32 protein-coding genes are annotated in these 22,956 nt (G+C 63.8%); 9 read left to right on the forward strand and 23 right to left on the reverse strand.

Annotation, left to right across the window (positions count from 1 at the left end; translation table 11 throughout):
* The first annotated feature begins 177 nt into the window (after nucleotides 1–177).
* Together RFM40_RS06290 and RFM40_RS06295 are read left to right on the forward strand one after the other, a co-directional pair.
* Nucleotides 178–456 (forward strand): type II toxin-antitoxin system RelE/ParE family toxin, encoded by a 279-nt coding sequence (locus RFM40_RS06290; protein ID WP_320225688.1) that lies wholly within the window; start codon nucleotides 178–180, stop codon nucleotides 454–456.
* A gap of 27 nt (nucleotides 457–483) precedes the next feature.
* Nucleotides 484–792 carry a HigA family addiction module antitoxin gene (locus RFM40_RS06295; protein WP_320220450.1) on the forward strand — a complete coding sequence of 103 codons (309 nt, stop codon included), beginning with the start codon at nucleotides 484–486 and terminating at the stop codon, nucleotides 790–792.
* A 703-nt stretch (nucleotides 793–1,495) separates the two neighbouring features.
* Here RFM40_RS06295 and RFM40_RS06300 read toward each other — a convergent pair.
* A complete protein-coding gene (locus tag RFM40_RS06300; RefSeq protein ID WP_320225689.1) occupies nucleotides 1,496–1,738 on the reverse strand; it encodes a DUF982 domain-containing protein in 243 nt (80 codons plus the stop codon).
* A 296-nt stretch (nucleotides 1,739–2,034) separates the two neighbouring features.
* Between RFM40_RS06300 and RFM40_RS06305 the strand changes: the two genes are divergently transcribed.
* Nucleotides 2,035–2,199, forward strand: a complete 165-nt coding sequence (locus RFM40_RS06305) for a hypothetical protein (protein WP_320225690.1) — start codon at nucleotides 2,035–2,037, stop codon at nucleotides 2,197–2,199.
* 236 nt (nucleotides 2,200–2,435) lie between these two features.
* Here the strand turns inward: RFM40_RS06305 and RFM40_RS06310 are convergent, their stop codons facing one another.
* Nucleotides 2,436–2,681: a DUF982 domain-containing protein gene (locus tag RFM40_RS06310; RefSeq protein ID WP_059186167.1), complete on the reverse strand. Its 246-nt coding sequence runs from the start codon at nucleotides 2,679–2,681 to the stop codon at nucleotides 2,436–2,438.
* 120 nt (nucleotides 2,682–2,801) lie between these two features.
* The gene (locus tag RFM40_RS06315; RefSeq protein WP_059186166.1) at nucleotides 2,802–2,999 is read right to left on the reverse strand and encodes a hypothetical protein; all 198 of its coding nucleotides are present in this window, start codon (nucleotides 2,997–2,999) and stop codon (nucleotides 2,802–2,804) included.
* A 431-nt stretch (nucleotides 3,000–3,430) separates the two neighbouring features.
* Here RFM40_RS06315 and RFM40_RS06320 point away from each other — a divergent pair, with 431 nt between their 5' ends.
* Nucleotides 3,431–3,790, forward strand: a complete 360-nt coding sequence (locus RFM40_RS06320; RefSeq protein ID WP_126101032.1) for an ArsR/SmtB family transcription factor — start codon at nucleotides 3,431–3,433, stop codon at nucleotides 3,788–3,790.
* Nucleotides 3,791–4,021: 231 nt separating this feature from the next.
* On the forward strand, nucleotides 4,022–4,561 hold the full coding sequence (locus RFM40_RS06325; RefSeq protein ID WP_320225691.1) for a cytochrome b: 540 nt from the start codon (nucleotides 4,022–4,024) through the stop codon (nucleotides 4,559–4,561).
* Nucleotides 4,562–4,974: 413 nt separating this feature from the next.
* On the opposite strand, the gene RFM40_RS06330 is transcribed toward RFM40_RS06325, so the two are convergent.
* The 5 genes from RFM40_RS06330 to RFM40_RS06350 form a co-directional block, all read right to left on the reverse strand.
* On the reverse strand, nucleotides 4,975–5,778 hold the full coding sequence (locus tag RFM40_RS06330) for an ABC transporter permease (RefSeq protein WP_320225692.1): 804 nt from the start codon (nucleotides 5,776–5,778) through the stop codon (nucleotides 4,975–4,977).
* Between the two features lie 2 nt (nucleotides 5,779–5,780).
* Nucleotides 5,781–6,614: an ABC transporter permease gene (locus RFM40_RS06335; RefSeq protein WP_320225693.1), complete on the reverse strand. Its 834-nt coding sequence runs from the start codon at nucleotides 6,612–6,614 to the stop codon at nucleotides 5,781–5,783.
* Between the two features lie 22 nt (nucleotides 6,615–6,636).
* Nucleotides 6,637–7,749: an ABC transporter substrate-binding protein gene (locus RFM40_RS06340; protein WP_320225694.1), complete on the reverse strand. Its 1,113-nt coding sequence runs from the start codon at nucleotides 7,747–7,749 to the stop codon at nucleotides 6,637–6,639.
* A 68-nt stretch (nucleotides 7,750–7,817) separates the two neighbouring features.
* Complete coding sequence (locus RFM40_RS06345) at nucleotides 7,818–8,912, reverse strand: ABC transporter ATP-binding protein (protein WP_320225695.1); 1,095 nt, start codon at nucleotides 8,910–8,912, stop codon at nucleotides 7,818–7,820.
* 313 nt (nucleotides 8,913–9,225) lie between these two features.
* On the reverse strand, nucleotides 9,226–10,122 hold the full coding sequence (locus RFM40_RS06350; RefSeq protein ID WP_320225696.1) for a LysR substrate-binding domain-containing protein: 897 nt from the start codon (nucleotides 10,120–10,122) through the stop codon (nucleotides 9,226–9,228).
* A 94-nt stretch (nucleotides 10,123–10,216) separates the two neighbouring features.
* Here RFM40_RS06350 and RFM40_RS06355 point away from each other — a divergent pair, with 94 nt between their 5' ends.
* Together RFM40_RS06355 and RFM40_RS06360 are read left to right on the forward strand one after the other, a co-directional pair.
* Nucleotides 10,217–11,806: a zinc-binding metallopeptidase family protein gene (locus RFM40_RS06355; RefSeq protein WP_320225697.1), complete on the forward strand. Its 1,590-nt coding sequence runs from the start codon at nucleotides 10,217–10,219 to the stop codon at nucleotides 11,804–11,806.
* A 23-nt stretch (nucleotides 11,807–11,829) separates the two neighbouring features.
* Nucleotides 11,830–12,762 carry a dimethylarginine dimethylaminohydrolase family protein gene (locus RFM40_RS06360; RefSeq protein ID WP_126101026.1) on the forward strand — a complete coding sequence of 311 codons (933 nt, stop codon included), beginning with the start codon at nucleotides 11,830–11,832 and terminating at the stop codon, nucleotides 12,760–12,762.
* Nucleotides 12,763–12,973: 211 nt separating this feature from the next.
* Here the strand turns inward: RFM40_RS06360 and RFM40_RS06365 are convergent, their stop codons facing one another.
* Nucleotides 12,974–13,171, reverse strand: coding sequence for a hypothetical protein (locus RFM40_RS06365; RefSeq protein ID WP_320225698.1), 198 nt, complete (start codon nucleotides 13,169–13,171; stop codon nucleotides 12,974–12,976).
* 136 nt (nucleotides 13,172–13,307) lie between these two features.
* Here RFM40_RS06365 and RFM40_RS06370 point away from each other — a divergent pair, with 136 nt between their 5' ends.
* Complete coding sequence (locus RFM40_RS06370) at nucleotides 13,308–13,568, forward strand: hypothetical protein (protein ID WP_320225699.1); 261 nt, start codon at nucleotides 13,308–13,310, stop codon at nucleotides 13,566–13,568.
* A gap of 3 nt (nucleotides 13,569–13,571) precedes the next feature.
* Nucleotides 13,572–13,832: a hypothetical protein gene (locus RFM40_RS06375; protein ID WP_320225700.1), complete on the forward strand. Its 261-nt coding sequence runs from the start codon at nucleotides 13,572–13,574 to the stop codon at nucleotides 13,830–13,832.
* Here RFM40_RS06375 and RFM40_RS06380 read toward each other — a convergent pair.
* The 14 genes from RFM40_RS06380 to RFM40_RS06445 form a co-directional block, all read right to left on the reverse strand.
* Complete coding sequence (locus RFM40_RS06380; protein WP_320277323.1) at nucleotides 13,829–14,533, reverse strand: SOS response-associated peptidase; 705 nt, start codon at nucleotides 14,531–14,533, stop codon at nucleotides 13,829–13,831. The genes RFM40_RS06375 and RFM40_RS06380 overlap by 4 nt on opposite strands.
* A 103-nt stretch (nucleotides 14,534–14,636) precedes the next feature.
* Nucleotides 14,637–14,855: a hypothetical protein gene (locus RFM40_RS06385; RefSeq protein WP_320225702.1), complete on the reverse strand. Its 219-nt coding sequence runs from the start codon at nucleotides 14,853–14,855 to the stop codon at nucleotides 14,637–14,639.
* A 582-nt stretch (nucleotides 14,856–15,437) separates the two neighbouring features.
* On the reverse strand, nucleotides 15,438–15,992 hold the full coding sequence (locus RFM40_RS06390) for a dihydrofolate reductase family protein (protein ID WP_320225703.1): 555 nt from the start codon (nucleotides 15,990–15,992) through the stop codon (nucleotides 15,438–15,440).
* 108 nt (nucleotides 15,993–16,100) lie between these two features.
* On the reverse strand, nucleotides 16,101–16,247 hold the full coding sequence (locus RFM40_RS06395) for a hypothetical protein (protein WP_320225704.1): 147 nt from the start codon (nucleotides 16,245–16,247) through the stop codon (nucleotides 16,101–16,103).
* A 107-nt stretch (nucleotides 16,248–16,354) separates the two neighbouring features.
* Nucleotides 16,355–16,588 carry a hypothetical protein gene (locus RFM40_RS06400; RefSeq protein WP_320225705.1) on the reverse strand — a complete coding sequence of 78 codons (234 nt, stop codon included), beginning with the start codon at nucleotides 16,586–16,588 and terminating at the stop codon, nucleotides 16,355–16,357.
* Between the two features lie 197 nt (nucleotides 16,589–16,785).
* On the reverse strand, nucleotides 16,786–17,208 hold the full coding sequence (locus tag RFM40_RS06405) for a hypothetical protein (RefSeq protein WP_320225706.1): 423 nt from the start codon (nucleotides 17,206–17,208) through the stop codon (nucleotides 16,786–16,788).
* A 166-nt stretch (nucleotides 17,209–17,374) separates the two neighbouring features.
* Nucleotides 17,375–17,917, reverse strand: a complete 543-nt coding sequence (locus RFM40_RS06410; RefSeq protein WP_320225707.1) for a cytochrome c — start codon at nucleotides 17,915–17,917, stop codon at nucleotides 17,375–17,377.
* Nucleotides 17,914–18,312: a Cu(I)-responsive transcriptional regulator gene (gene cueR, locus RFM40_RS06415; protein WP_320225708.1), complete on the reverse strand. Its 399-nt coding sequence runs from the start codon at nucleotides 18,310–18,312 to the stop codon at nucleotides 17,914–17,916. Before cueR ends, RFM40_RS06410 begins: the two co-directional genes overlap by 4 nt.
* Before the next feature lie 12 nt (nucleotides 18,313–18,324).
* Nucleotides 18,325–19,845 (reverse strand): multicopper oxidase family protein, encoded by a 1,521-nt coding sequence (locus RFM40_RS06420; RefSeq protein ID WP_320225709.1) that lies wholly within the window; start codon nucleotides 19,843–19,845, stop codon nucleotides 18,325–18,327.
* Nucleotides 19,846–19,995: 150 nt separating this feature from the next.
* A complete protein-coding gene (locus RFM40_RS06425; protein ID WP_320225886.1) occupies nucleotides 19,996–20,232 on the reverse strand; it encodes a GDCCVxC domain-containing (seleno)protein in 237 nt (78 codons plus the stop codon).
* A gap of 262 nt (nucleotides 20,233–20,494) precedes the next feature.
* A complete protein-coding gene (locus RFM40_RS06430; RefSeq protein ID WP_320225710.1) occupies nucleotides 20,495–21,052 on the reverse strand; it encodes a hypothetical protein in 558 nt (185 codons plus the stop codon).
* Nucleotides 21,049–21,705, reverse strand: coding sequence for a DsbA family protein (locus tag RFM40_RS06435; protein ID WP_320225711.1), 657 nt, complete (start codon nucleotides 21,703–21,705; stop codon nucleotides 21,049–21,051). The genes RFM40_RS06430 and RFM40_RS06435 overlap by 4 nt, the downstream gene beginning before the upstream one ends.
* Before the next feature lie 170 nt (nucleotides 21,706–21,875).
* Nucleotides 21,876–22,565 carry an SCO family protein gene (locus RFM40_RS06440; protein ID WP_320225712.1) on the reverse strand — a complete coding sequence of 230 codons (690 nt, stop codon included), beginning with the start codon at nucleotides 22,563–22,565 and terminating at the stop codon, nucleotides 21,876–21,878.
* A 62-nt stretch (nucleotides 22,566–22,627) separates the two neighbouring features.
* Complete coding sequence (locus RFM40_RS06445; RefSeq protein WP_320225713.1) at nucleotides 22,628–22,951, reverse strand: hypothetical protein; 324 nt, start codon at nucleotides 22,949–22,951, stop codon at nucleotides 22,628–22,630.
* Nucleotides 22,952–22,956 lie beyond the last annotated feature (5 nt).

The following is a 22,956-nucleotide window of genomic DNA, read 5'->3' on the forward strand; positions in this document are numbered from 1 at the left end:
CGGCAAAAACCGAAAAGTGTTACCCATGTGTCCGGTACAAATCGTCACCTATCTCTCAGGTCGCTCAGCATTGTCCGACCTCGACCGGCACAATCCAACTCGGAAGTGTCGGGTAGCTGTGTACGCTTCCTGCTTACAAAATCTTGACATGTGTATGCTATCTGTTTACATGTCGTCATGATCAAGTCGTTCAAGAACAAAGCGCTAGCCGATCTGTTCTCAACCGGGAAAACCGGGAAGATCGACGCCAAGATGCATAAGCGTATCCTTGTCAGGCTTGACCGTCTCGAAGTGTCGGAGCGGCCTGAAGACATGAACCTGCCGGGTTTTGATTTTCACGCTTTGAAGGGCTTCGATCCGACCCGCTACACGGTCCACGTGAATGGTCCGTGGTGCATCACATTCGAATTCGATGGCAAGGACTCCGCCCGCGTCGACTTCGAGCAATATCACTGAGGCGGACAGATTGGAGAAGTTCGGTTTATGAGCGAGCACAAGCCGAAGCGTCCGATTGAGCGCTGCCCGTCCCACCCGGGAGCGCTGCTTGAAGACATCATCCCGGCTACCGGAAAGACCAAGGTGGAAATTGCCAGGCTGCTCGGCATTTCGCGGCAGCAGCTCTACGACATCACCCGCGAGAGGAAGCCGGTATCGCCGGCCGTCGCGGCGCGGCTTGGAAAGATGTTTGGCGATGGCGCAGCCATCTGGCTTCGCATGCAGGCCGCCCATGATGCCTGGCACGCCGAACGGGAAGTGGACGTGAGCGCCATTCCGACCTTGCGCGCGGCTTGAGAGTGCCGGCTAGCGGTCCCGTAGCTGCATAGAGCACCGGCCTTCTAAGCCGATGGTCGCAGGTTCGAATCCTGCCGGATTTCGTGCAGTCCCCGATGTGACTATCGGCCCGAACGCTCTTCCCGTATCGGAATGATGTCGGTCGTCTCTCGAACGCGACGATCGGCGGCCAGTTCGCTCTGCGCGCCTGCCCGGCAGGCGGACAAGGGGGCGATGACGGTTCAGTTTCCGGAAGCGCTCGGCGGGTTCGGATGATCGAAATGCCGAAACTGTCCGGGTCGGTTGGTCGCACCCTGTGGATAGTAACCTCTCATTCATCACGACCCGGCCTTGGCGTTGAACGCGAACATCCGACTCGCCGAAATGAAAGGGCCTGAAAACAGGCCCCGAAGCCCGGCGACCGACGTTTTCATGTACCCCGTGGGATGCGCTCTGAACGCTGCGAGTATGCGTCGGTCGCCGCGCTTTTCCGCCCTGGACTGGTCCGGCGCACGCTGCCCAGAATCAAGCCCGCCCCGGCGATGGAGGCCGGAACGGGCTCGGCTTGGGTCCGGAACCCTGTAGTCAGGAGACTACAGGGGAAAAACAGGCCGGCGACGGCAATGTTCCGAAGTTTCTCCCAAGTTGCAGGCGGCTACGGGCAACGCCCGCGGCAAATCGGAACGATCGGGTGCCGATTTTTTCTGTCTGAGATTGGTAGACTCTAGCCCAGCAGGCCGGCGGCCTTCGCCGCCTTGCGCAGGGTTTTGCGGGCTTCGACGGGACTTCTCAAGCCGTCGAGCGCGTCGCGGCAGACGCGGCTTGCCGACCGCCAGGCGCGGTCGCGCGCCCGTCTTGGCCAGCGTTGGTCGAGACATTCGATTGCCTCGAAGCAGCTTGAGACCTTGTGTTGTCCGCTTGGCTCGAAATCGATCACGACCGGCTCGGAAAACCAGACGTCGTTCATCACATCCTCCGTTCGTATAGTGGTCTTTTGATCAGGCAACGGCGCCGGCGGGCGCCCCGATGGATGCAGGTCCGGGACGTTTGGCGGACCCGCGCCTTAACCATCCACCGCCGATAATGTTCCGAAGAATTTTTGAGATCGGCGATGCGCCGCGCGCGTCGGCTCAAGGGCCGGATTCATTGCGCCACGACACGGCCCGGCGCGCTCAAAAAACATGTGACCAAAGTCACTGGCTGCACCGTCGCCCGCGGCGATAATCAGATCCGACATGCCGTTGAAACGCGGGAAGACCTCTCATGCTGATCGCCGTGCTTGCATCCGCCATGACCGCCGCCACGTTGATGGCGACCGCTTTCGGGCTCTATGAGGAGGCCCGGCAAAGCCGTTTGCAGGCAGAAGCGGATCGCAAGAAGCGGTTTCGGCCGGCGCGTCGGCCTCCCGTCAATTCACGCAACCGATAGGTGCCGGCACCGCCAGGCATGCCCACTCCGCTCTACCTGGTCATGTGCGTCTTGCGGGCCGCAATCCTGCTCTCTCCGGCAGTGTTCGCGGTGTCGGCGCTTTTATGGCTCTTCTATCGCTAGCTAATGCATGTCGCCCAGAAGTGTGTAGCGGTTCTGCGGCAACGACATGCATCAAAACAATGACTTGAAGCGCGTCGCCTGAATCCGTTTCAGTGCGACGCGCTTTAGGGTGCCTATTCGACCAGCACATGCGCTTCGCGCGCGGCGCTGATAAAAGCTTCCCTGGCATTGTCGGCCGGAACGTCGCCGCTCATCGCCCGGCGGCAGGCGCGCAGCGCCGCGCCATGCTGCGCGCTGCCGGCGTCGCGCCACTGGCCCGTCAGCAATTCCACGGCCTGCTGCGCGTTGGAAATGTGCCGGATCGAGCCTGCCACGCCGACGGCCACTTCGACCGGCCTGGAAAACCATCCCTGGATCATCGCGAAACCCCTGATGCGTTGTGAGCGCCCTGTTGTGAGCGGATGAGAAACGCGCAACTGCCCGGCAGGTTTCATCCCGATATTTCAACAGGATGTGAGCAGCGTGAACATGGTCCCACGCTATCTCCCGAGCGGCTTGCGGGACAGTTCGACGAGTTCCGCCTCGTCGGTGATGCCGGCCATGTAGTTCGCGATGATGCGCGAGGCGCGCGCCTCCTTCTGCTCTTCGGTTTCCCCGACGACGCGACCGCTCTCGAAGACGCGCCCAAACAGGGCCGTCTCGGCGGGTGTGAACGTGTTTCGTGAAATAGCGGACATGGCTTTCTCCTCGAGCCTGTCCCCCTTTTGTGCTTCGGCTAATATTATCACGGATTCCGGACGCGGGGTGAGTCTTGGAAAATGGTGACGACGCGTTCCGAGCGGCCCGCGTTCTTCCCCGGCGCGACCCCTGGATTTGGCGGTGTTGTGCCTATCTTCGCTATATTGTTGCTGAAACAACGAAGCGCTGGTATTCATTAGTGGCGCGGAATTATTCCGAGTCTGCGCCAACTTGCGTCAGGCAACAGCATGGCGCTCGCTGTCCGAGGCCAATATCCCGACGTGGTGGCAACCGGGTTACGAAGGGATTTTGGTCGAACAAAGAAGCAGGGCAGGTTCCGATTCCATGTCGGAGCAGGTCCACAGAATGCTCTGGAATTCTGACGCCATTGCCCCCATGGCCTCGGAAGAGCATGAACATGGGGAAATCGATGGTGACGAAGAAACTTACCGCCAACGCAGAAAGCGCGGCAGCCTTTCTTGCGGTGATGGGCAACGAGAAGCGTTTGCTCATCATGAACTATCTGGCCGAGGGCGAACTGTCGGTCGGCACGCTCGCCGACAAGGTCGAACTCAGCCAGTCCGCGCTCTCCCAGCATCTGGCCAAGCTGCGCAGGTTTGGCTTGGTCGACACCCGCCGCGACCGCCAGATGGTCTACTACTCCTGCAAGTCGTCCGCAGCGCGTGAGCTCCTCGCTCTGCTCGACGGCCTGCTGACTATGGACAAGCCGCTCGCCGGTCCGGCCCGGCAGGCTCTCGTCGAGAGGATGCGGCGGCCGCAAGCCGCCTGATCGGCTGCGACGCAGGCGAGGCCGGGGGGCCTTCGCCTTGCGCGGCGCGCGTGAAGGCGCGGCATGTAGACAGGATGTTACTGGGCCGCGTGGCGCCGGATGCCGGCTTTTTGCCCGTTCGGCCGGAATACTCCGGATTCGTGATTCCCATTACAAATTCGTAATTTAGCGGTCACAAGTTCGCCAGGAACGAGCTTGAGATAGCGGCGACCTTTCCAGGAGCCGCGCTGAATGGCCAGTGACGCCTATACATCCGCTCAGAAATTCCTGCATTGGGCGCTCTTTGCCCTGGTCCTATTGCTCTACGCCCTGACCTATGGCGAAGACCTGCTGCCGCGCGGGGATCCGACCGTCGATGCCATCTGGCGGCTGCATATTTCGTTCGGGCTTCTGCTCGCCGCGCTTGTCTTCTGGCGGGTGGTACTGCGCGGCATGAAAGGGGCACCACGCCTCCCGGCGGAGATGTCCGGCCTGGAGCGCACCACCGCGAAGGTTGGTCATTTCATCCTCTACGCGCTGCTTGTCGCGCTCCCCGTCCTCGGCATCCTGCTGACCTGGTTCAGGGGTGACGCGTTGAGCTTCTTCGGCCTGTTCACGATGCCGGCCCCGTTCGCTCCGGACAGGGCGACCGCACGAACCATTCGCGAACTGCATTCGCTCTGCGCGAACGGCATACTGATCGTGGCCGGCATACACGCGCTGGCCGCGCTCTATCATCACTTCATCCGTCGGGACACGATCCTGACCAGGATGCTGCCGGGAAATCGGTAGTTGTCGGGGAGCACAGAACGCGTTGCAACGGTGCAGAATTCTGCTCCGCTGCATTCTTCGGTCGGGGTCACGGCATGGGTTTTCGCTCCGTTTCGCGTCGCTACGCCCGAGCATGACGACATTGGGAAGGTCCGCTCCGTCAGCGCGTTCGTGTCCCATCACATTTGGTTGAGCGACCGGCGGCCGGCGCACTAGGCGGTGCCGACAACGCCTTGATAGAACGTCCTTTTCGGAAGAAGACGCTCGCTCCCACCGGCGCGAAGTTTACGGATTTGTAAATCGCCCGCCGGACCTCCATTGGCTAAACTTCTTGGCGATCCACACCCCCGGATCATAACGGGCCAAGCTTCCACTTTGGCGCGTCGAGAGGCTCGCCGCTCCCGGCGGGCCTCTTTCGTCTGGATTGAACCGGCTTACGCGGCGCGGCGCCTTGTAATGACGCTGCGCACGGCAAGCACCAGCACGGTGATGATGATCAGGATCACCGAGAGCGCGGCGATCGCCGGGTCGATATTGTCGCGCAGGCCCATCCACATCAGGCGTGGCAGCGTGATGGCGTTGACCGAGGTGATGAACAGCGTCACGCCGATCTCTTCCCAGGAGAGCACGAAGGAGAGGAGGGCCGCGGTGACGATGCCGAACTTGATGTTGGGCATGATGACGCGTGTCGCGCGCTCCCAGACGCTTGCGCCGAGGCCGCGCGCGGCAAGGTCGATGCGCCGGTCGAGCTGGCTGAGAGAGACGAGGATCAGCACGGTTGCGAAAGGCACCGTCATCACCGAATGCGCCATGGCCACACCCAGCCAGGTGTCGTAGCCGAAAAAGGACGAGATGCCGGAGACCGAGGTGAGCAGGAAATAGAGCGTCACCGCCGAGACCACCGGCGGCACCACCATCGGCAGCAGCACGAATCCGACCAGCGCTGCCGTGAAGCGCGGCTGGAACATCCACACGCCCAAGCTGAAGGTGAGTGCGAGAACCGTCGAAAGCGCGCTGCTCACCACGCCGATGCGGATCGACAGCAGGATCGAATCCAGCCAGCGCGGATCCTCGATCAGCGAGCGGTAGTGGCGCAGCGACAATTCACCGGTAGGCATCGTCAGCATGCGGCTCGGCGTCAGCGATACCGGGACGACCGCAAGCAGCGGCAGGAGCAGGAACAACGCCACAAGCACTGCGAAGATGAGCGAGACGGGGCCGGGGCGATAAGTGGGCATGGCTACACCAATTGCCTCGGTTTGACGTAGCGGAAAAGCAGCGCCATCAGCGCGCCGACGAACACCACCAGCACGACGCTGATCGCCGCGCCCAGCCCCCAGTCCGGGCTCTGGAAGATGCGCAGGTAGATGAGCTCCGCGATCATCACGCTGCGGCCGCCGCCGAGGATCGCCGGCGTGACGAAGAAGCCGAGCGAAAAGACGAAGGTGATCAGCGCCGAGCCGATGATGCCGGAGCGCGTCATCGGCACGAACACCGTCCAGAAGGTGCGCATGCGGCTGGAGCCCAGCCCGCGCGCCGCCAAGAGCACGCGCTCGTCGAGGCTGCGCATCGCCGACGCCAGCGGGAACACCGCGAACGGAATGAGGAAATGCGACATGCCGACGATAACGCCGAATTCGTTGCGCACCAGGGTCAGCGGCTCGGAGATGAAGCCGATCGATTGCAGCCAGGTGTTGATCAGGCCGCGGTTGGAGAGCAGCGCCACCCAGCCGAAGGCGCGCGTCAGCACCGAGATCCAAAATGGCACCAGGATGCAGAATTCGGCTAGCACGCGCTGCACCGGGCTGCCGCGCACCCACACCACGGTGATGGCATAGGCTGCGGTGACCGAGACAACCGTCACGATCGCCGCGATCCGCAGCGTGCGGACGAACACCGATTGAACGAGGTCGTCGGTGAGCAGGGCGTGATACTGGCCGAGGCCGGGCGTCGGCAGGGTGAAGCTCCACTTCACCACGCCGAGGAAGGGCCAGGCATAGGCAAGGACGAGGAACAGGAGCAGCGGCGCCATCAACGGCGCCGCGCCCATCCTGTCGGAGAGGGTGCCTCTCATGTCAGCTCAGCATCTCGGCCGATCAGGCCGAGATGATCTTGGTGTATTCGTCGAGCGCGGCGCCGTAATTCTTGGCGTACCACTCCATGTCGAGCGGGATCTGCTTCTTCATGTTTTCCGGGTCGACCGGGTTGATGCGCTTCTTGTCGGCCGGGATCAGCGCATCCGCCGCCGGGTTTGCCGGACCCTGGCCGAGCTTGTCGAACATCACCAGTTCCTTCTGCGGGTCCTGGGTGCTGGCGATGAACTTCATCGCGGCTTCCTTGCCGCCGGGATTGTTCTTGAGCACCGCGAGCGCGCCGGGCGAGATCAGGCCCTGGTCCCAGATGAACTTGATCTGGCCGCCCGAGTCCTGCTCGATCAGCGAGGCGCGTGTCGACCAGACGATCGCCATCGAGGCCTCGCCGTTAAGCAGCACGCTCTGGCTTTCGGCGCCGCCGCCCCAATAGGAGACGACGTTTTCCTTGAACGCGGCGATCTTATCATGCGCGCGCTTGAGATCGAGCGGGTAGAGCGAAGCCGGCGCGACGCCGTCGGCCAGCAGCGCGGCTTCCCAGCTCGACACGCCCCATTTGTAGAGCGAGCGCTTGCCGGGAAACTTTTTCACGTCGAAGAAGTCGGCCATGCCTGTCGGCGCGTTGGAGCCGAATTTCTGCGAGTCGTAGGCGATCACATAGGAGAAGAAATAGGTGGACGCCGCATATTCCCAGCCGAAGCCCGGCCGCATCTTGCTCTTGTCGACGATCTTGTAGTCGATCGGCTCGAGCATGCCCTGACCGCCGAGCGTGATGGCCGAGAACGGATCGACGTCGACCAGGTCCCAGGTCGGCGCGCCGCTCTTGAACTGCGCGGCGATCGCGCCTTCGGTCGGGCCGGACCCATCCATCTTGACCGGGATGCCGGTGTCCTTGGTGAAGGCCTGGCCGTAAGCCGCATCGTAAGCCGTGATGGCGTCGCCGCCCCAGTTCACCAGCACCAGCCCCTTCGTCTCGGCGAAAGCGCTGGTCGAGCGCAGCAGCATCGGCGTGCCGGCAAGCACCAGGCCCGCGAGCTGCGCAAACTGGCGGCGCGAAATCTCGCCGCGCTTTGCCCTCTCGGCGAGGGATTCAATAGTCTGTTTCTTGGTGTCGTTCATGTCAGTTCCCCTTGTTTTCATTGATTTGTTCCGGAAGCCGGTGCGGCGATTTCAGGCCGCTTCGGTGCTCATTGTCCTCCTTCCGGGAGGAGGAAACCTTTTTCGGCCGGCCAGGTCAGCCAGACGGAATTGCCTTTGCTGAGCGCCGCCGCCGCGACCTCGTTCGGCACCGAGACGGTGACCTTCGCGCCTTGGCGCGTGGTGAGGTCGAGCTTGGTCGCCGCACCCAGATAGGTCGAGGCGACAGCCGTTGCGGCTATGCCGTTCTCGCCGGCAGTGGCCTCAGGCGCGATCGACATGTGCTCGGGACGGATGGCCAGGATGGCGTCGCCACGGACTTTCTCAGCCTTGCAGCGCATGCTCACCGCGCGGTCTTCGCAGAGCCCTGTGGCGCCGTTGTCGGCGGGGCGCACGCCCTTCAGCGGCAGCATGTTGATCTCGCCCAGGAACTCGGCGACGAAGCGGTTGGCCGGCCGGTCATAGACCTCGTCTGGCCTGCCCACCTGCAAGAGCTTGCCATGGTTGAAGATGGCGACGCGCGAGGACAGCGCCAGCGCCTCGCTCTGGTCGTGGGTGACGAAGACGAAGGTGGTGCCGGTCTCCTGGTGCAGCCGCTTCATCTCGGCCTGCATCTGGCCGCGCAGGCTCTTGTCCAGCGCCGAGAACGGCTCGTCGAGCAAGAGCACGCCCGGCTCGAACACCAGCGCCCGCGCCAGCGCCACGCGCTGCTGCTGGCCGCCGGAAAGCTGGGCCGGCAGCTTCTTCTCGTGGCCCTTCAGCCCGACGCGCTCGATCATCTCGCCGACGCGCTGCTTGATCTCGGCGGCCGTTTTCTTGCGCACCTTGAGCGGGAAGGCGATGTTCTGTTCGACGCTCATATGCGGGAACAGAGCGTAACCCTGGAACACCATGCCGGCGGCGCGCTGCTCGGCCGGGCGGTCGGTGATGTCGGCGCCGTCGCTGAAAAGCCGGCCCTCGCTCGGCTGCACGAAGCCGGCCAGGATCATAAGAAAGGTGGTCTTTCCAGAGCCGGACGGCCCGAGCAGCGTCAGGAACTCGCCGCGGCCGATATCGAGCGTCAGATCGTCCAGCGCCCGGAACGAGCCGAAGCTCTTGCCGATCCCGTTCGCCTTGATCTCTGCGGCCCGGCCGGGTTGCTGCATCCTGCCTCTATCCTCACCGTCGACCCAAATCGTAGGCAGCGCCGGGGCTCACCGCAACCGAATAGTTTTCGCTTGATCGGCAAATTTGATTCACGGGTGGCGGGTGAGTGCCGACGTGGAAGCCGCCAATCTCCCCCCTTGCGGGGAGATGCCCGGCAGGGCAGAGGGGGGTGCTGTCCCGCCAGCCTTGTCAATAAATTCTCGTCGCGACCTTCGCCAACGTCCCAATCGACGAGCCTCGAAGGCTGGCGTTCCTTCACACCCCCCTCTGGCCTGCCGGCCATCTCCCCGCGAGGGGGGAGATTGGCTAATCTCAATACTTCGCCAGGCTGCTCTCCGACAGCTTCGCCCGCAGCCAGTCGCTGAAGGCGTTGAGCACCGGGTGTCCCGCCTTGGCATGTTCGAACACCAGATAATAAGACCGCGGCGAGGGGACCGACGCCTCGAACGGCTTGACCAGCCGGCCCTCGCTCAGCGCCCGGCGGCCGGTCAGCTCGTCGCCCAGGGCAATTCCCTGGCCGGCGATCGCCGCCGAAAAGACGAGGTTCATGTCGGAAAAGAAGATGCCGCCTTCTGTATCGGGATTTTCCACCTTGGACAGCGCCAGCCAGCGCGCCCAGTCCTCGGTGTCGCTGAGATGGAGCAGATTGGCGCGCAGCACGTCGGCGGGTTTGGAAAATCCGCCGATCTTGTTGAGCAGCGTCGGGCTGCAGAGCGGCGTGAAGGAGACTTCGCAAAGCAGTTCCACCGCCCGGTTCGGCCAGTTGCCGACGCCGAAGGTGATGAAGGCGTCGGCCTCCGGATTGCTGACGTCGTCGAGCCGCCGTGGCGTCAGCACGGAGAGCGCGACGTCCGGATACATCTGCTGGAACTCGCCGATATGGGTGCACAGGAACATCGAGGCGAAGCCCGGCGGACAGGAGATGGCGAAGGAGCCGCCGACGCCGGTGCCGCTGCCCTGTGTCACCGCGTCGCCGAGCACGGTCAGCGCCTTCCTGACATCGGCCGCGTAGCGCTGGCCGCGCGGCGTCAGCGCCACCCCCTTGCCGATGCGCTGCAGGAGATTGAAGCCGAGGTCGCGTTCGAGCAGCCGCAGCTGATGCGAGACCGCGCTGCGGGTGAGGTGAAGCTCGTCGGCGGCGCGCCAGACGCTGCCGTGACGGGCGAAGCTGTCGAGGGCGCGCAGCGCCTGCGTGGAAGGTATTCGCAAGAGGCCTCAGGTGAACCGAATTTGCACGAGCCGGGAAAACATATCACTTTTTGATGAGCCGCTTCACTGCTTTCTTTGCAGCATGGAGAAACCGATGACGACATCTGCGCAGGAAACCGCGCTTGCCTGCATCGACAGCATCCAGCCGCTTTTGTCGGCCTGGACGCGCACGATCTTCGATTTCGGCGAGACCGCCTGGCGCGAGTACCAATCGGCTGCCTGGTATGTCGAGCGGCTGAAGCGCGAGGGCTTTTCGGTCGAGGAAGGCTCGGGCGGCATGCCGACCGCCTTCTGCGCCCATTGGACGAACGGCGACGGTCCGACCGTCGGCATGTATGCCGAATACGATGCCGTGCCCGGCAACTGCCAGGACGCCGTGACGGTGAAGCAGCCGCGGCCGGGCCTGGGCGTCGAGGCCGGCGGCCACACCGATCCGCATTCGGGGCTTGGCATCGGCAGTCTCGGCGGCCTGCTCGCCGCCAAGGCGGCGATGCTGGAGCACCGCATCAAGGGCACGTTGCGCTTCACCGGCGAGCCGGCTGAAAAGGTGAGGGGCTCGAAGCCCATCCACGCGGCCAAGGGCTATTATGACGGCCTCGCCGGCATGATCTCCTTCCACCCCTTCTACATGCTGCCGCTCTGCAACACGGCGCGCTGGGACACACATTGCGGCGCGGCTTACGCGATGATCTATCGCTTCATCTGCGACGAGCCGGAGAATTGGGCGCGCGCGGCGGGCGATTCAGCGCCGATCCCGCAGGCGCATTCGGCGGTCCGGGCGCCGGGCGCCAATGACGCGCTGATGATGATGTACATGGCCTCCAAGGCGCTGCGCGATTCCATGCTGACGCATCAGGGCGGCTGGTCGATCAGCGAGGCGATCCTGACCGCGGGGCAGGCGACCGCCGACAACCTCCCGGCAGGGCTCGCCGAGATCCAGTACATGATCCGCGTGCCGACCATTGCCATGGCCGAGCAGGTGACCGCCGTGCTCGACCGTAACGCGGAAGCGGCCGCCAGGATGAGCGGCTGCCGGTACGAGCGGCACTGGGTGTCGAAGTCGCGGCCGGGCCTCGCCAATCACGCCATGGCCGAGATCACCTGCGCGGCTCTCTCCACTGTGGGGGCGCCACAGTGGAGCAAAGAAGCGAAAGCGATCGCCCGCGAGGTCCAGGTCAATGCCGGCGGCGAGGCCACCGAGAACCCGTTCATCGACGAACTGGAGCGTCTCATCACGCCGCAAGAGGCGGAGGCGATCCTGCGCCGCGACCTGCCGCCGTCCCAAACCAATTCGACCTCCGACGACTACACCGACATGAGCTGGCACGCGCCGACATCGCGCTTCTATGTCGCCCGTCCGGCGCTGCGCTCGGCCAACGGCCACGCCTATCCGGCTTGGGTGATGAACGCGCTGGGCGGCATTCCGGCCACCATCGACCCGATGGTCACCTGCGCCGCGAAGACGGTTGCGCTCACCGCTCTGCGCTTGCTCGAGGACAAGGCCGCGCGCGACGCCGCGATGGACGAATTCGTCAAGCGAACCGGCGGCGGCGTCGGCGGCTCGAACTGGCTCGCGCCGCTTTGCGACTACGAGCCGCCGATAAACTTCCGCTGGCCGGAATATGTCACCACGCCGCGTGGGCGCGACTGGTGGATTCCGTCGCTTCCACCGCATGACACATGAAAATACCAGCTCAAGGAGAACCCATGACCGTCCATGACCGCATCGTCGCCGAGCCGTTCTCGCTGCAGCGCCGCAACCCCGCCGGCGGCACCAAGCCGCTGACCGCCTGGGGCTTCGCCAACGAAACCGATGTCCTGACCGACGTGCTGCTCGGCTCGCCCAATTTCCTTCGCCATCTGTCGACCAGCTCGCTGTCGAGGAAGCATTTGCGCGAGGCGCCTTGCAACGTCCAGATCGCGCAGGCGCAGCACAAGGACCTCGTCGCGGCCTACGAGCATTTCGGCGTCAACATCCACTGGCACGAGCCGACGCCGGAACTGCCCATGCAGGTCTATTCGCGCGACTCCAGCGTCATGACACCCTACGGCGCCTTCATCACCGCCATGGCCAACTGGTGGCGGCGCGGCGAGAACTACGCCGCCATCCGCACCTACGAAAAGCTCGGCATCCCGATCTACGACATGGTGACCGCCGGGACCTTCGAGGGCGGCGACTTCAACGTCATCGAGGAAGGCGTGGTGCTGATCGGCTGCGGCGGCGCCCGCACGCAGGAAGAGGGCGCGCGCCAGGTGCAGGCCTGGTTCGACAAGGAAGGCTGGGAAACCCGCATCGCCTTCATCGACGAATACTACGTCCATATCGACCTGATGGTGGTGCCGATCGCCGAGAAGCTAACCGCCGTGTGCCTCGCCTGCACCGAGCCCGGCATCGTCGACTGGCTGAAGGGCAAGGGCCACGAGATCATCGACGTGCCTTTCCAGGACACGATGGCGCTCGGCTGCAACTTCATGTCGCTCGGCAAGGACAGGGTGATCGCGCCGACCTCGAGCAAGACGCTGATCGAAAAGCTGAAGGCGCAGGGCTTCGAGGTCGCGGCCGTCGATATGAGCGAGATCTCCAAGACCGGCGGCGGCATCCACTGCATGGCGCAGGCGCTGAAGCGCGTGAAGGCATAGGGCTTCAGGATTGCCAGCTGTCAAAGTCGCGATCCTTCGCGCCCCCCTCTGTCCTTGCCGGACATCTCCCGCACAAGGGGGGAGATCGGACGTCACCGCGGCTTTCGCCAATCGCCAACGTCGCAGGACTGGCGGGGGCGCCGAGGCTGCCAATCTCCCCCACGTGGGGGAGATGTCCGGCAGGACAGAGGGGGCGCCGTAGAGCGCCGACCTAGCCTGCGTTAGCTACCCTTGCCACCACCCTGCGCTGCGCACCAATCGCATCGAGGCGTTCCTGCAGATAACCGTTGAGCACGATCATCTCCTTCAATGCCTTCACCGGATCGCCCTTATGCTGGGCGATGAAGCGCTCCGCGATTGCCTGAAGCGGCGCTTCCTGGCGGCTGTCGAGCCTGACGATGTGATCCACGGGCGGTTGCTCCTCTGGCTTCCATTAGAATATGAACAAAAAGGGAACAAAATTGTCAAGGGCGAGTTGACTCGCCGAGGAATGAGTTCCTATTTTGTCAGGAGATGGGGCGGTTGCTTGCATCAGGAGAGCCGCATTGGGCAGACGGAAGAGCCGCTATGACAGATTGTTCCGGTCGGATGCGGAGGCGATCATTCGTGACGCGCTGGAGCTGCGCCGGACAGTGCTGGCGGCGCAGCCCAACCTCAAGGCCAATGGCGAAATGTACTGGCGGCTCAACGGTTTGGTGGAGAGGCTGCATGAGGTGATGGGCGCGGTGGCCGGCAGGGAGCCCGATTTCCGCGCCGCCTGGCTCGGCCTCTTGCCGTTGCCCGAGGATTATTCAGACCGGGCATGAGAAATGGCCGGACCCATGGACAGCGTCGGCCGGGCGGCCAAGGCCAACATGCTGCTCGTCGTCGAATGCCGCCACTGCTACCATGTCGGCCGCTTCAAGGCGAACGACGTGGCCAAGGTGGTGGGCTGGAACAGGCCGCTCGAAGCCATCCGCTTCCGCTGCAAACGCTGCGGCCGCAACGACACGGAGGTGAAGACCCAGTTCATCGACCAGGACCATCCGCCCAAGGGCTATATCTGGGTGCTGCAGAAGGCGAGGAGCTAGAACAACGACCCCTGCGCCGGGGGTTTGGCCGGGAACTTGATCTGCGTCGCCGGCTTGTCGACGATCACAAGCGCGTCGTCCGAGAGAGGGCGCTGCAGCGTCTTCGCCCCCGACCATGGCGCGGTGAGCCACAGTTCGGTCTCCTCCAGCGTGGTCAGGATCACCGGCATCGCCTTCTCGTGGATCGGCGCGATCAGCGTATTCGGCCTAGTGGTCAGGAAGCCGTAGAGCTCGTGGTCGCCAGGGCCTTCCTTCACCTTGCGCACGCCGTGCCAGGGCGTCCACAGGCCGGCGAAGAAGAACAGCGGGCGGTCCTCGCCGAGCGCGAACCAGAAGTTCTTCTGCACGCCGGTTTCCGGGTCCTTGTCGCCCGGCTTCGGCGAGGGCTCGGCGAAGCTCGTCACCGGCACCAGGCAGCGATTCCCGATACCGAGGTAGGGCAGCCAGTGGGCATATTGCGGACTGCGGATGTTGGTGGTGCCGGGATCGGCGTTGCCACGCATCCGCTCCGGCGGCGTCGGCATGCCCCAGCGCAGGTTGGCGAGCTCGCGGCTGCCGTCGGCCGCGTTGCGCACCACCGGCGCCGGCTGGTTGGGATAGATGTCGACCGAAGGCTCGAGATTGCCGGAAATGTCGCGAAGCGCCCGCGTCCACTGGCGGATCGCCTCGTGGCTTGTGGTGATGTTGTAAAGATTGCACATCGGCAGCATTCCCCGTCCGCCGATTGTTCCCACATTTTCCGCGGAGCGCAAACTGGTTGCCGGACAGGCGACGTAAGCCACACGAATTGAGGATGTCGGACGCTCAGTGCCCGCGTCCGCCGCGCCGCCTTATCTCGACCGGCTCCGAGGCCGGCGGCTCGCCTGGCAGCCCCAGCCGGTGGCGTTCCTCCTCGGCGAAGGCTTCGGCTTCCGCGTGAATGTCGAAAAGTTGATGGGTCAGCTCGCCGCCTTCAACGACGCGCACCAGCCACTGGCCGTTGATGAATTTCACGCGGACACTGTCTGGCTCGCCTGTCACCATGGAATGGCCCCAGCGCTTCAGCCCAAGAATTGATCCCCGAACGGCAATACGATCTAGCGGGCATCAAGTTGCCGCAAGGTTCTTGTTCTTCGACTTTAGTACAAGATTCGTCGGCGGATGCTCGCCAATTTCCGATTTTGAAGACAAATGTCGAGCAAACGTCGTCCGGGTTGGACAGAAACCCGGCTTCGAAATCTTGATTGGGTAAGCCCTTGGCAGAATTCGACTTCGATATGGCGCTCCGTTTGGAAACAATGCGGCAGCGCGTTTCGAACGCATCCAGGCGAATGGGGCCGGACATGTCCGGCATACCGGTGGAATTGGTTTCGGATCGGGCGGCCGACGGAGTCTTGAGCGGCGTGCACCGCGCCGGCGGCCCGGCAGCCTGGGGGGGTGTATTGGGTTCGGCGGCCGGGCCTGACCGGAGTTTGCGAGCCTGCCGGCTATCTGAAACATGCGCTTGCGCTCATGCAAGGGCAAGAACGACCTAGGCCCTAGGACCAAAGCAGCAGGGGCGGCGCAAACGGCCGAAGCGGCGGCCTTGCTGATCCTGCTTCGGCGGCCCGCATTGAACTTGCCCGCTCAGGCGGGCGCATAGCGCAGCAGCGTCACGCCCTGGGAGAGGCGCTCCGTGCCAAGCGGCGCCAGCGAGAGCGACAGACCATGCTGGAAATACGGCTTGCCGCCGCCGAGCACGACCGGATGCATGTAGAGCCGGTACTCGTCGATCAGACCGGCGCGGGCCAGATGCCCGGCCAATTCAGCGCCGCCGACGCTGATCTGGCCATCCGTCTCCGCCTTAAGCGACCTCGCCACCGCCACGGCGTCGCCATCAGCAAGCCGGGCATTGGCGCCGACCTCGCGGAGCGTCGTCGAAAACACGATCTTCGGCGTCTCGCGCCAGGCCTTGGCAAAATCCCACTCGACCTCGGCGGCACCGGTCTCCCGGTCCGGACTGTCCCAGAAGCGCATCGTCTCATACAGGCGCCGCCCGCAGAGCATTATCGCGGTCCGCCGCATGTCCTCGTTGAAATGCCGGTGCAGTTGTTCCTCGGGCACCGGCAGGTCGATGTTCCCGTCCGGCCCGGCAATATAGCCATCCAGCGACATCAGCATGGAATAGACGATCCTGGCCATCGGCGCCTCCTTTGCGACCCGATCGAGGCCAAGGATGCACATCCGATTGCATTTTGCAATCAGTGTGCCATGGGAAGCGTAGAAAGTAGAAAGGAGGCGAGTCTCGGATCAGAAGCCGAAGAACTGCTTGCCGAGGAGATAGCAGAGCGCCACCACCACCAGCGGGAACAACGCCGGCGCGATCCTGCCGAGCGGCGAGGGTTTCATCTCTCTCGCTGGAGCATTGGGCTTGGCGTTGCCGAGGTTCTTGGTCATGGGGTCCGTCGCCGGAATTCGTTGCCGAGTGATCTATAATATTAGAAATCGCTGATTAATTTTCTCACAATCCGATCGGTGCAATTTGCAGCTATCGCCGGTAGTCGCTATTCCGCCTGCTGCGTGCGTTCGGCGAGCGCGAAGGCCTGCAGGTTTCTCGATTTGCCGAGGTCCTGGTCGGCATTGGCGATGATGGCGTGGAAGGCGGCGCGGGCGATGTCCTTCTTCTTGGCATTGGGATGCACCTTGCGCACCGCTTTGACCAGCTCCTTCGGTGTCATTTCGGGGGTGACAAGGCGCATCAGCGTATCGCCTATGGCCTGCAGTTCGCTGGCGTTCATAACCTGAACCCTGTCCTTGCTGCATGAACCCAGCATATAGCGCGGCCAGAACGTCACTTTTGTGATACGCGCCGAACAAGCCGTCTTGCGGCCTTCCTGACCAAGGCTGGCCAGCCGCCACGCCGGGGCCAGGGCGATCGTGGCGGCTGCAAGGGGCGCGGGCCGGCGATGGGTCGCCGCCCGGCCGGGATCTTCGCTCACGCGGGAACGAGGATGGCGATCCGATGGATGCCGACCTCCTTGCTCGTATTCGTAGCCTCGTCGGTCTTGCCCTTTGCGCAAGTGTATACGTCGCCGACCTTGAGCTTGAACTCCTTGTCCGCCTTCTTGATGGTGAATGCACCAGCGGTGATCGTGCACACCATGTCGTTGTCCATCACCGTCGCGGGAGCCGAGGCTCCGGGCTGAAACACCGCGTCGACAATGGAGATGCTTTTATAGGCCGGGATGTCGGAATTGCCGGTGCCGACCTCCACCACTCTGACGCCGGGCGCGATCTCCTTGCCTTCCTTCGGACCGTACTTCTTGGTCTTGGCGAATGTTGCCGTCGCGAACAGGGGGGCAATCGTCGCGGCCGTCACGCCGAGGGCAATTGCAGACCTGCGATTCATCTTGTTCATCGCATCCTCCCTAAACCTGCCATGCACCGATAAGCATGGCTGCGCAATATTAGCATATTCTGATTTGAATGTGCAGATCGGCGCTGGCCAAGAGCAATGCCAGGAGAAGTGCGTGGCGAGTTTCCATCCGGAATTGCGCAAAGCAAATAGCCGAGCTGGTCGCGCCTCACTGCTGCCTTTGCCGGAACTTCGAATGACAGCTCGAACAGTCCTGCAGGATGAGATGCAGAAGATGTTCGGCCGGCATGCCGGCCGGATCGGCCTGCGCCGCGCCCGGCCGCTTGCCGAGCAGGCTGCCGCCATCCATCGGCGGACCGGTCATGCGCATATCGGCGGTGATCCCGGCCGGCGCGTTCTCGGCCCTGGTGGCGAGCGCGTCGGCGAGCCGGCCGATATGGCGGGCGAGCGCCTCGAATTCCGGCCGGGCCTGGTCGATTTCCGGCTTGGCGCCGGACGGCGCGCCGAGCGTGCCGTCTGGAAATTCGGCGATCAAGGCAGGGCCGGTGCGAACCTTGAGCGTTTCGGCCGCCGCCTTGAAGCCGGCCACGTCGTAGGCGCGCTTGCCATCGAACATCTCGGCGATCGTCTTGGCAGCCGCCGCCATCTCCTTCATCGAGGCCTGGCGGGCCTTGACGAGAGTGTCGGCGCCGGCAGCGGCGGCAAGCGAGGAGGCCAGCAAAAGGATGGCGGCGGAAACGGTCCGCCTCACTGCACGATGCCCTCTCCGGCGAGCTCGTCGATGATCGGACAGTCAGGCCTCTCGTCGCCGCTGCAGTGCTCGATCAGGTGGCGCATCACATGGCGCAGGCTGGCGAGCTCGGCGATCTTGCGGTCGATCTCCGCCAGCTTCGCCTCGGCGATCGCCTTGACGTCCGCGCTTTCGCGATTGCGGTCGTGATAGAGCGACAAAAGCTGCCGGCACTCGTCTACCGAGAAGCCGAGGCTGCGCGCGCGCTGCAGGAAGCGCAGCCGGTGGATGTCGGCCGCCGAATAGTCGCGATAGCCGTTGTCGGTGCGGGCCGGACGCAGCAGGCCGATATCCTCGTAATAGCGGATCGTCTTCGGCGGCAGGCCCGCCCGTTCCGATGCGATGCCGATGTTCATTGAGTTGAACTCCTATGCCTCGACGTCGAGGATGCCCATCATGCCGAGCTGCTCATGCTCGAGGATGTGACAGTGATACATGCGCTGGCCGGGCCGCTCCTGGCGCAAGAGCAGCCGAACCGTCTCGCCGCGCGCCACGTTGACCGTGTCCTTCCAGGCGAGATAGGGCAGTTTGGCGACCTTGCCGCCGCGCTCGTGCTCGATCACCTGGAACTGCGTGCCGTGGAGATGGAACGGGTGGTCCATGTCGGCCTGGTTGACGATTTCCCAGAGCTCGGTCTCGCCGGCCCGGGCGACGATGTCGACGCGCTCCATGTCGAAGGCCTTGCCGTTGATTAGGAAGCCCATCTCCATGCCGGTGGCGTTCATCGCCATGGTCTCGGTGAAGATGAGACGGCGGCTGACCGCGGGAGCCCCAAGCGGCGCGATCGGCCGCAGCCGCTCGGGCAGCGGCGGCATCGCTTCTCCCGGCGTTTCCGACACATCGACGGTGAGCAGCGTCAGCCCGGCGTCGGCCGGCCGGCCGGGACCCATCCAGCCGCGATCATAGTCGAGCGTGGTGAGGGTGGCAGTGCCCGCTCGGTCGAAGGCGACGACCAGCTCGACGCGCTCGGCCGGGCTGAGCATGATCTCGTTGGCCGCAACCGGCTTCCCCAGCAGGCCGCCGTCCGTCCCGATGATCGTCATCGCCGCGCCATCGAAGGCAAGCCTCAGGAAGCGCGCATTGGTGGCGTTGTAGAGCCGCAGGCGCCGCTTCGCGCCCATCGCCACGGTGAGCCGCGGGTTCTTCTGGCCGTTGACCAGCACATGGTCGCCGACGCGGCCGTTCATCAGGTCGTTCATAGTGTTGTCGGGCATCGAGCCGTCGGCGGCAAGGCGAAGGTCGGTGAACATAAGCACCGTGTCGCCATAGGCCGCCGGCATGGGATCGGCCTTCGCCTTGACGACAAAGGCGCCGGCAAGGCCGCGATAGACCTGCTCGGCCGTCTTGCCATGCGGATGCGGGTGATACCAGTAGGAGCCGGCGCTGCCTTCCGGCAGCTCGAAGCCGTAAACGCGGTCCGCGCCCGCCGCCACCGGGTCCATCGGATTGCCGTCCTGGTCGGCCGGCACCGGCATGCCGTGCCAATGGATGGTGCTTTGCTCGTCCTCGATCCGGTTGGCGAAGGTGATCTCGACGCGGTCGCCTTCATAGGCCTCGATCAGCGGCCCCGGGCTCGTGCCGTTATAGGCAAGGATCGGCGTGTCACGGTCAGCGGCAAAGCGCGCCGTGGCGGGCGCCGCCGTCAGCCTCGCCTTGAACAGCCCGGACCGCCCGGCCTCGTTGGCAAGCACCGGCAATTCGCGCAGCGCCTCGCCCTCGGGCAGCGCGGCCGGCGCTTGCGCCATGGCGCCCATGTCATGGCCGGCATGGCCGCCCATGCCCGACATGGAATCCATGTCCGACATGCCGTCCATCTTCATCTGCGCCAGCGCGCGAGAACCCGACAGAACCGTTGCCAGGCCTGCCGCCAGAAAACCGCGTCGATGCATCTTTTTCTCCTGATCGTGATTGGGAACGCGCGCCACCGGAAGACTTCGCCGCCGAACCTAAGGGTTCCAGTAACTGGAAGGTCAAGCCCGGTTGGACCAGGTTGGTGGATTCGGGGCGAGCTTCAAGCAGCACGGACCGGCGCGATTTCGCTAGACGTGACGATCTCTGTTGCCGCAGCACGCGGACTGTCGTCCCGTGCGAGCCTCCTGAATCGGCGGACACGGAACGTCTCCATAGGAGCAGAACACGCAGCAATCCCCCGTCTTCGGCCGAAGCAACGTCCCGCACCCCCGGCACTCGTAGAAGAACTGGCAAGCATCGGCCGGCATCGCCTCGTGAGCCTGATGTCCACAAAGAGGACAGGTGAGGGTGGAAGTAAGCTGCATCGTCAACTGCGCTTTTGCCAACCCGGTCAGGTCCTTAGATATTTGACGAGCGCCGCGATCGCGAGCACGAGCGTAACAAATACCAAGATCCAGATGACGGCCATGCCGCCCATCATCCATATGCCGCCTGAACCACCCATCATGGCAGTCATCCTCTATGGCGAAAACCTCACTTCGCCGGCGCATGTCGGCGATTGCGAGGTAAGCTAGCTCGTAGCGTCAAGACGACAAGGATGCGGGTGCAGGCCGACGCCTCTGTCTACTACATACCCCCGCCGCAGCCGTCCGAAAGGTCCCACACATCAACGATCTGCTCGCCGGTGAAGCGGTGCTCGTGGATCAGGTATTTCGCCAGCCCGCCATACACCTTCCAACGCCAGCATGGGCAGCAGCAGGGGCCTTTCTCCTCGGAATTGGCCATCGCGTAATCATAGGCCTTCTGCTCGTCTCCGGTGAGCTTCAGATCGTAGTACGGCATCATCTGCTGCGCTGTCGCCGCCGCAATGTCGTACGGATCGCCGGGGATCATCGGGATGGCGCGGTACTTGGCGAGCCCTCTTACCTGCTCGCCATAGCGCTTCAGTTCCATCGGGCTGCAACACGATCCCTTGATGCGAGCCATCGCCGGCATGGTCGCGATCGAGTCCGTGAACTTGGCCGAGCAGGTGCTGTTGCCGTTCTCGCTAAGGTTCTTGAAACGCCTTGCCAATTCCGGGTCCTCGGCGGCGATTGCTGGCTCCGCCCGCTCGAAAAGGCCTACTGCTGTGGCGACGCCGAACGCGCCGAGAACAACCGTGCGCCGGTTTGGGGTGCTGGTCATTTGCCGGCCCTCGCTTGGTTGACGAATGTTTTCAGTGTCGCAAGATCGGTCGCTCCGGGATAAATCTGATCGCCGGCGACGAAGCCCGGCGTCCCCGTGATTCGCAGCGCCTGGGCCAGTTCCGTGTTGCGGTCTATCGATGCCTGGATGTCCGGCTGCCGCATATCGGCCTTCATGCGTTCGACGTCCAGCCCGGCCTCGGCGGCGGTCTTGAGCACGACCGCCTCGGTCACTCTTGTCTTTGCCGCATAGAGCGCCTTATGAAACGCCGCGTATTTGCCTTGCTTGTCGGCGGCGAGCGCGGCCTTGGCCGCGAACACGGAATCGGGGCCGAGGATGGGGAATTCCTTGTAGACGATTCTGAGCTGCGGATCGTCGGCCACGGCCTGTTCCATGATTGGTGCCATCATTCGGCAATAGGGGCAATTGTAGTCGAAGAACTCGACCAGGGTGACATTGCCTTGCGCATTGCCGCCGACGGGGCTCTGCTTGTCGTTGAAGACGTCGGCCGCTCGCGCCTTGAGGACCTTCCTGGCCTCGGCCGCCTCCGCTTGACGCTGGCGCTCGTCCAGGCTCTGCAGCGCCTGCACGAGAACCTCCGGATGCGCCAGAATGTAGTCGTGTATCCTTTGGTCGAGCTGGTCCTGGGACATTTCGTCGGCCGCGATTGCCGGTCCCCGCGCGCCTTGAAAAGCTGGATTGAGCAAGAAGCATCCCGCCAGTGCTGCGAGCAGGATGGTGCGAAGGACGCTGCCTAAGAATCGGCTCGTGTACGCCCTGGTGAACATGTGTGCTTCCCTTCTCTTCGGAACGTGATCCTGCCTCACAGCAGGTTCTTCAGTTTCGCCAGCCAGCCTTCGTCCTGCTCATGGTGCGGGCGCTCGATATTGTTGGTGAGCGCGTTGACGAAGGTGACGAGGTTGATGGGCTGGAAGTTCAGCCCGTGGAAGTTCGCCCGCCAGCGGCCCTCCCTATCGATCACATGGGTGACGATGCCGTGCATCTGGTAGCCGTCACCGGTGAGCGTGAATTTGTGGCCGAAGGCTTCCGCCAGCTTGCGGGTCGCATCCTCCGGCTGGTCTGGAGCCGTGGTCAGGAACAGCCAGTTGACCGGGTCGAGCCCATGTGTCGGCCCATAGGCCTTGAGCACATCGGGCGTGTCTTTCCGCGGGTCGGTGGTTATGCTGATGAAGACGACCCGATCCTTCATCGGTGTCGAGTTCACCATCTTCTGGACCTCGGCGACCTTCTCGGCGTGCAGCGGGCAAACGTCCGGGCACGAGGTGTAGATGAAGTGGAGCACAACGACCTTGCCGGCGAGATCGGCCGGCCGCACGACGCGCCCGTCGGCGGCGCGCAGCGTGAAGTCGGGCATCGGCTTGTCGATCTGCTGGAAATACTTCTCGTCGCTCTGCAGCATCGCGTCGATGTCGTCCAGCGAATGCGCCCGCGCGCCATGCGCGAAGCCGACGGCCAGCGCCGTCAGCGCGAACAGGCCGCACAGCAAACGCATCCACTGGTCTCGAACCAACGAAACACACCGCGCCGCCGGCTGGCTTTGCACCGGGGAGAACATCAACCACTGCCTTTCATGTCGGCGGAAAGCGCTTTCGTACTGTCGGCGCCTTCCCTCGCGGAATCGTTCCCGCCCTGGCACGAACGGGCCGTCATCCGGTTCATGCACAGACCAAGTGCGCACATGGCGACGCAGGGCAGCAGACTGAGCAGCGCCGGCGCAATGCCGGCGGCGACCAGCCACGACCAGTTGAAGGCAAGGCCGGCGACGGCGATGGCCACGCCGGCAGCGATCTGGCCACGGCGCCCGCCTAAAGTGGAGCGGACGATGGATCTGCGGCCCGGTGAAACCTGCCCGGCCTGGGTCAACTCTGTTGTTGTCATCTCAT

Origin of the sequence: Mesorhizobium captivum (genome assembly GCF_033977165.1) — a bacterium.
Classification (GTDB): Bacteria; Pseudomonadota; Alphaproteobacteria; order Rhizobiales; family Rhizobiaceae; genus Mesorhizobium; species Mesorhizobium captivum.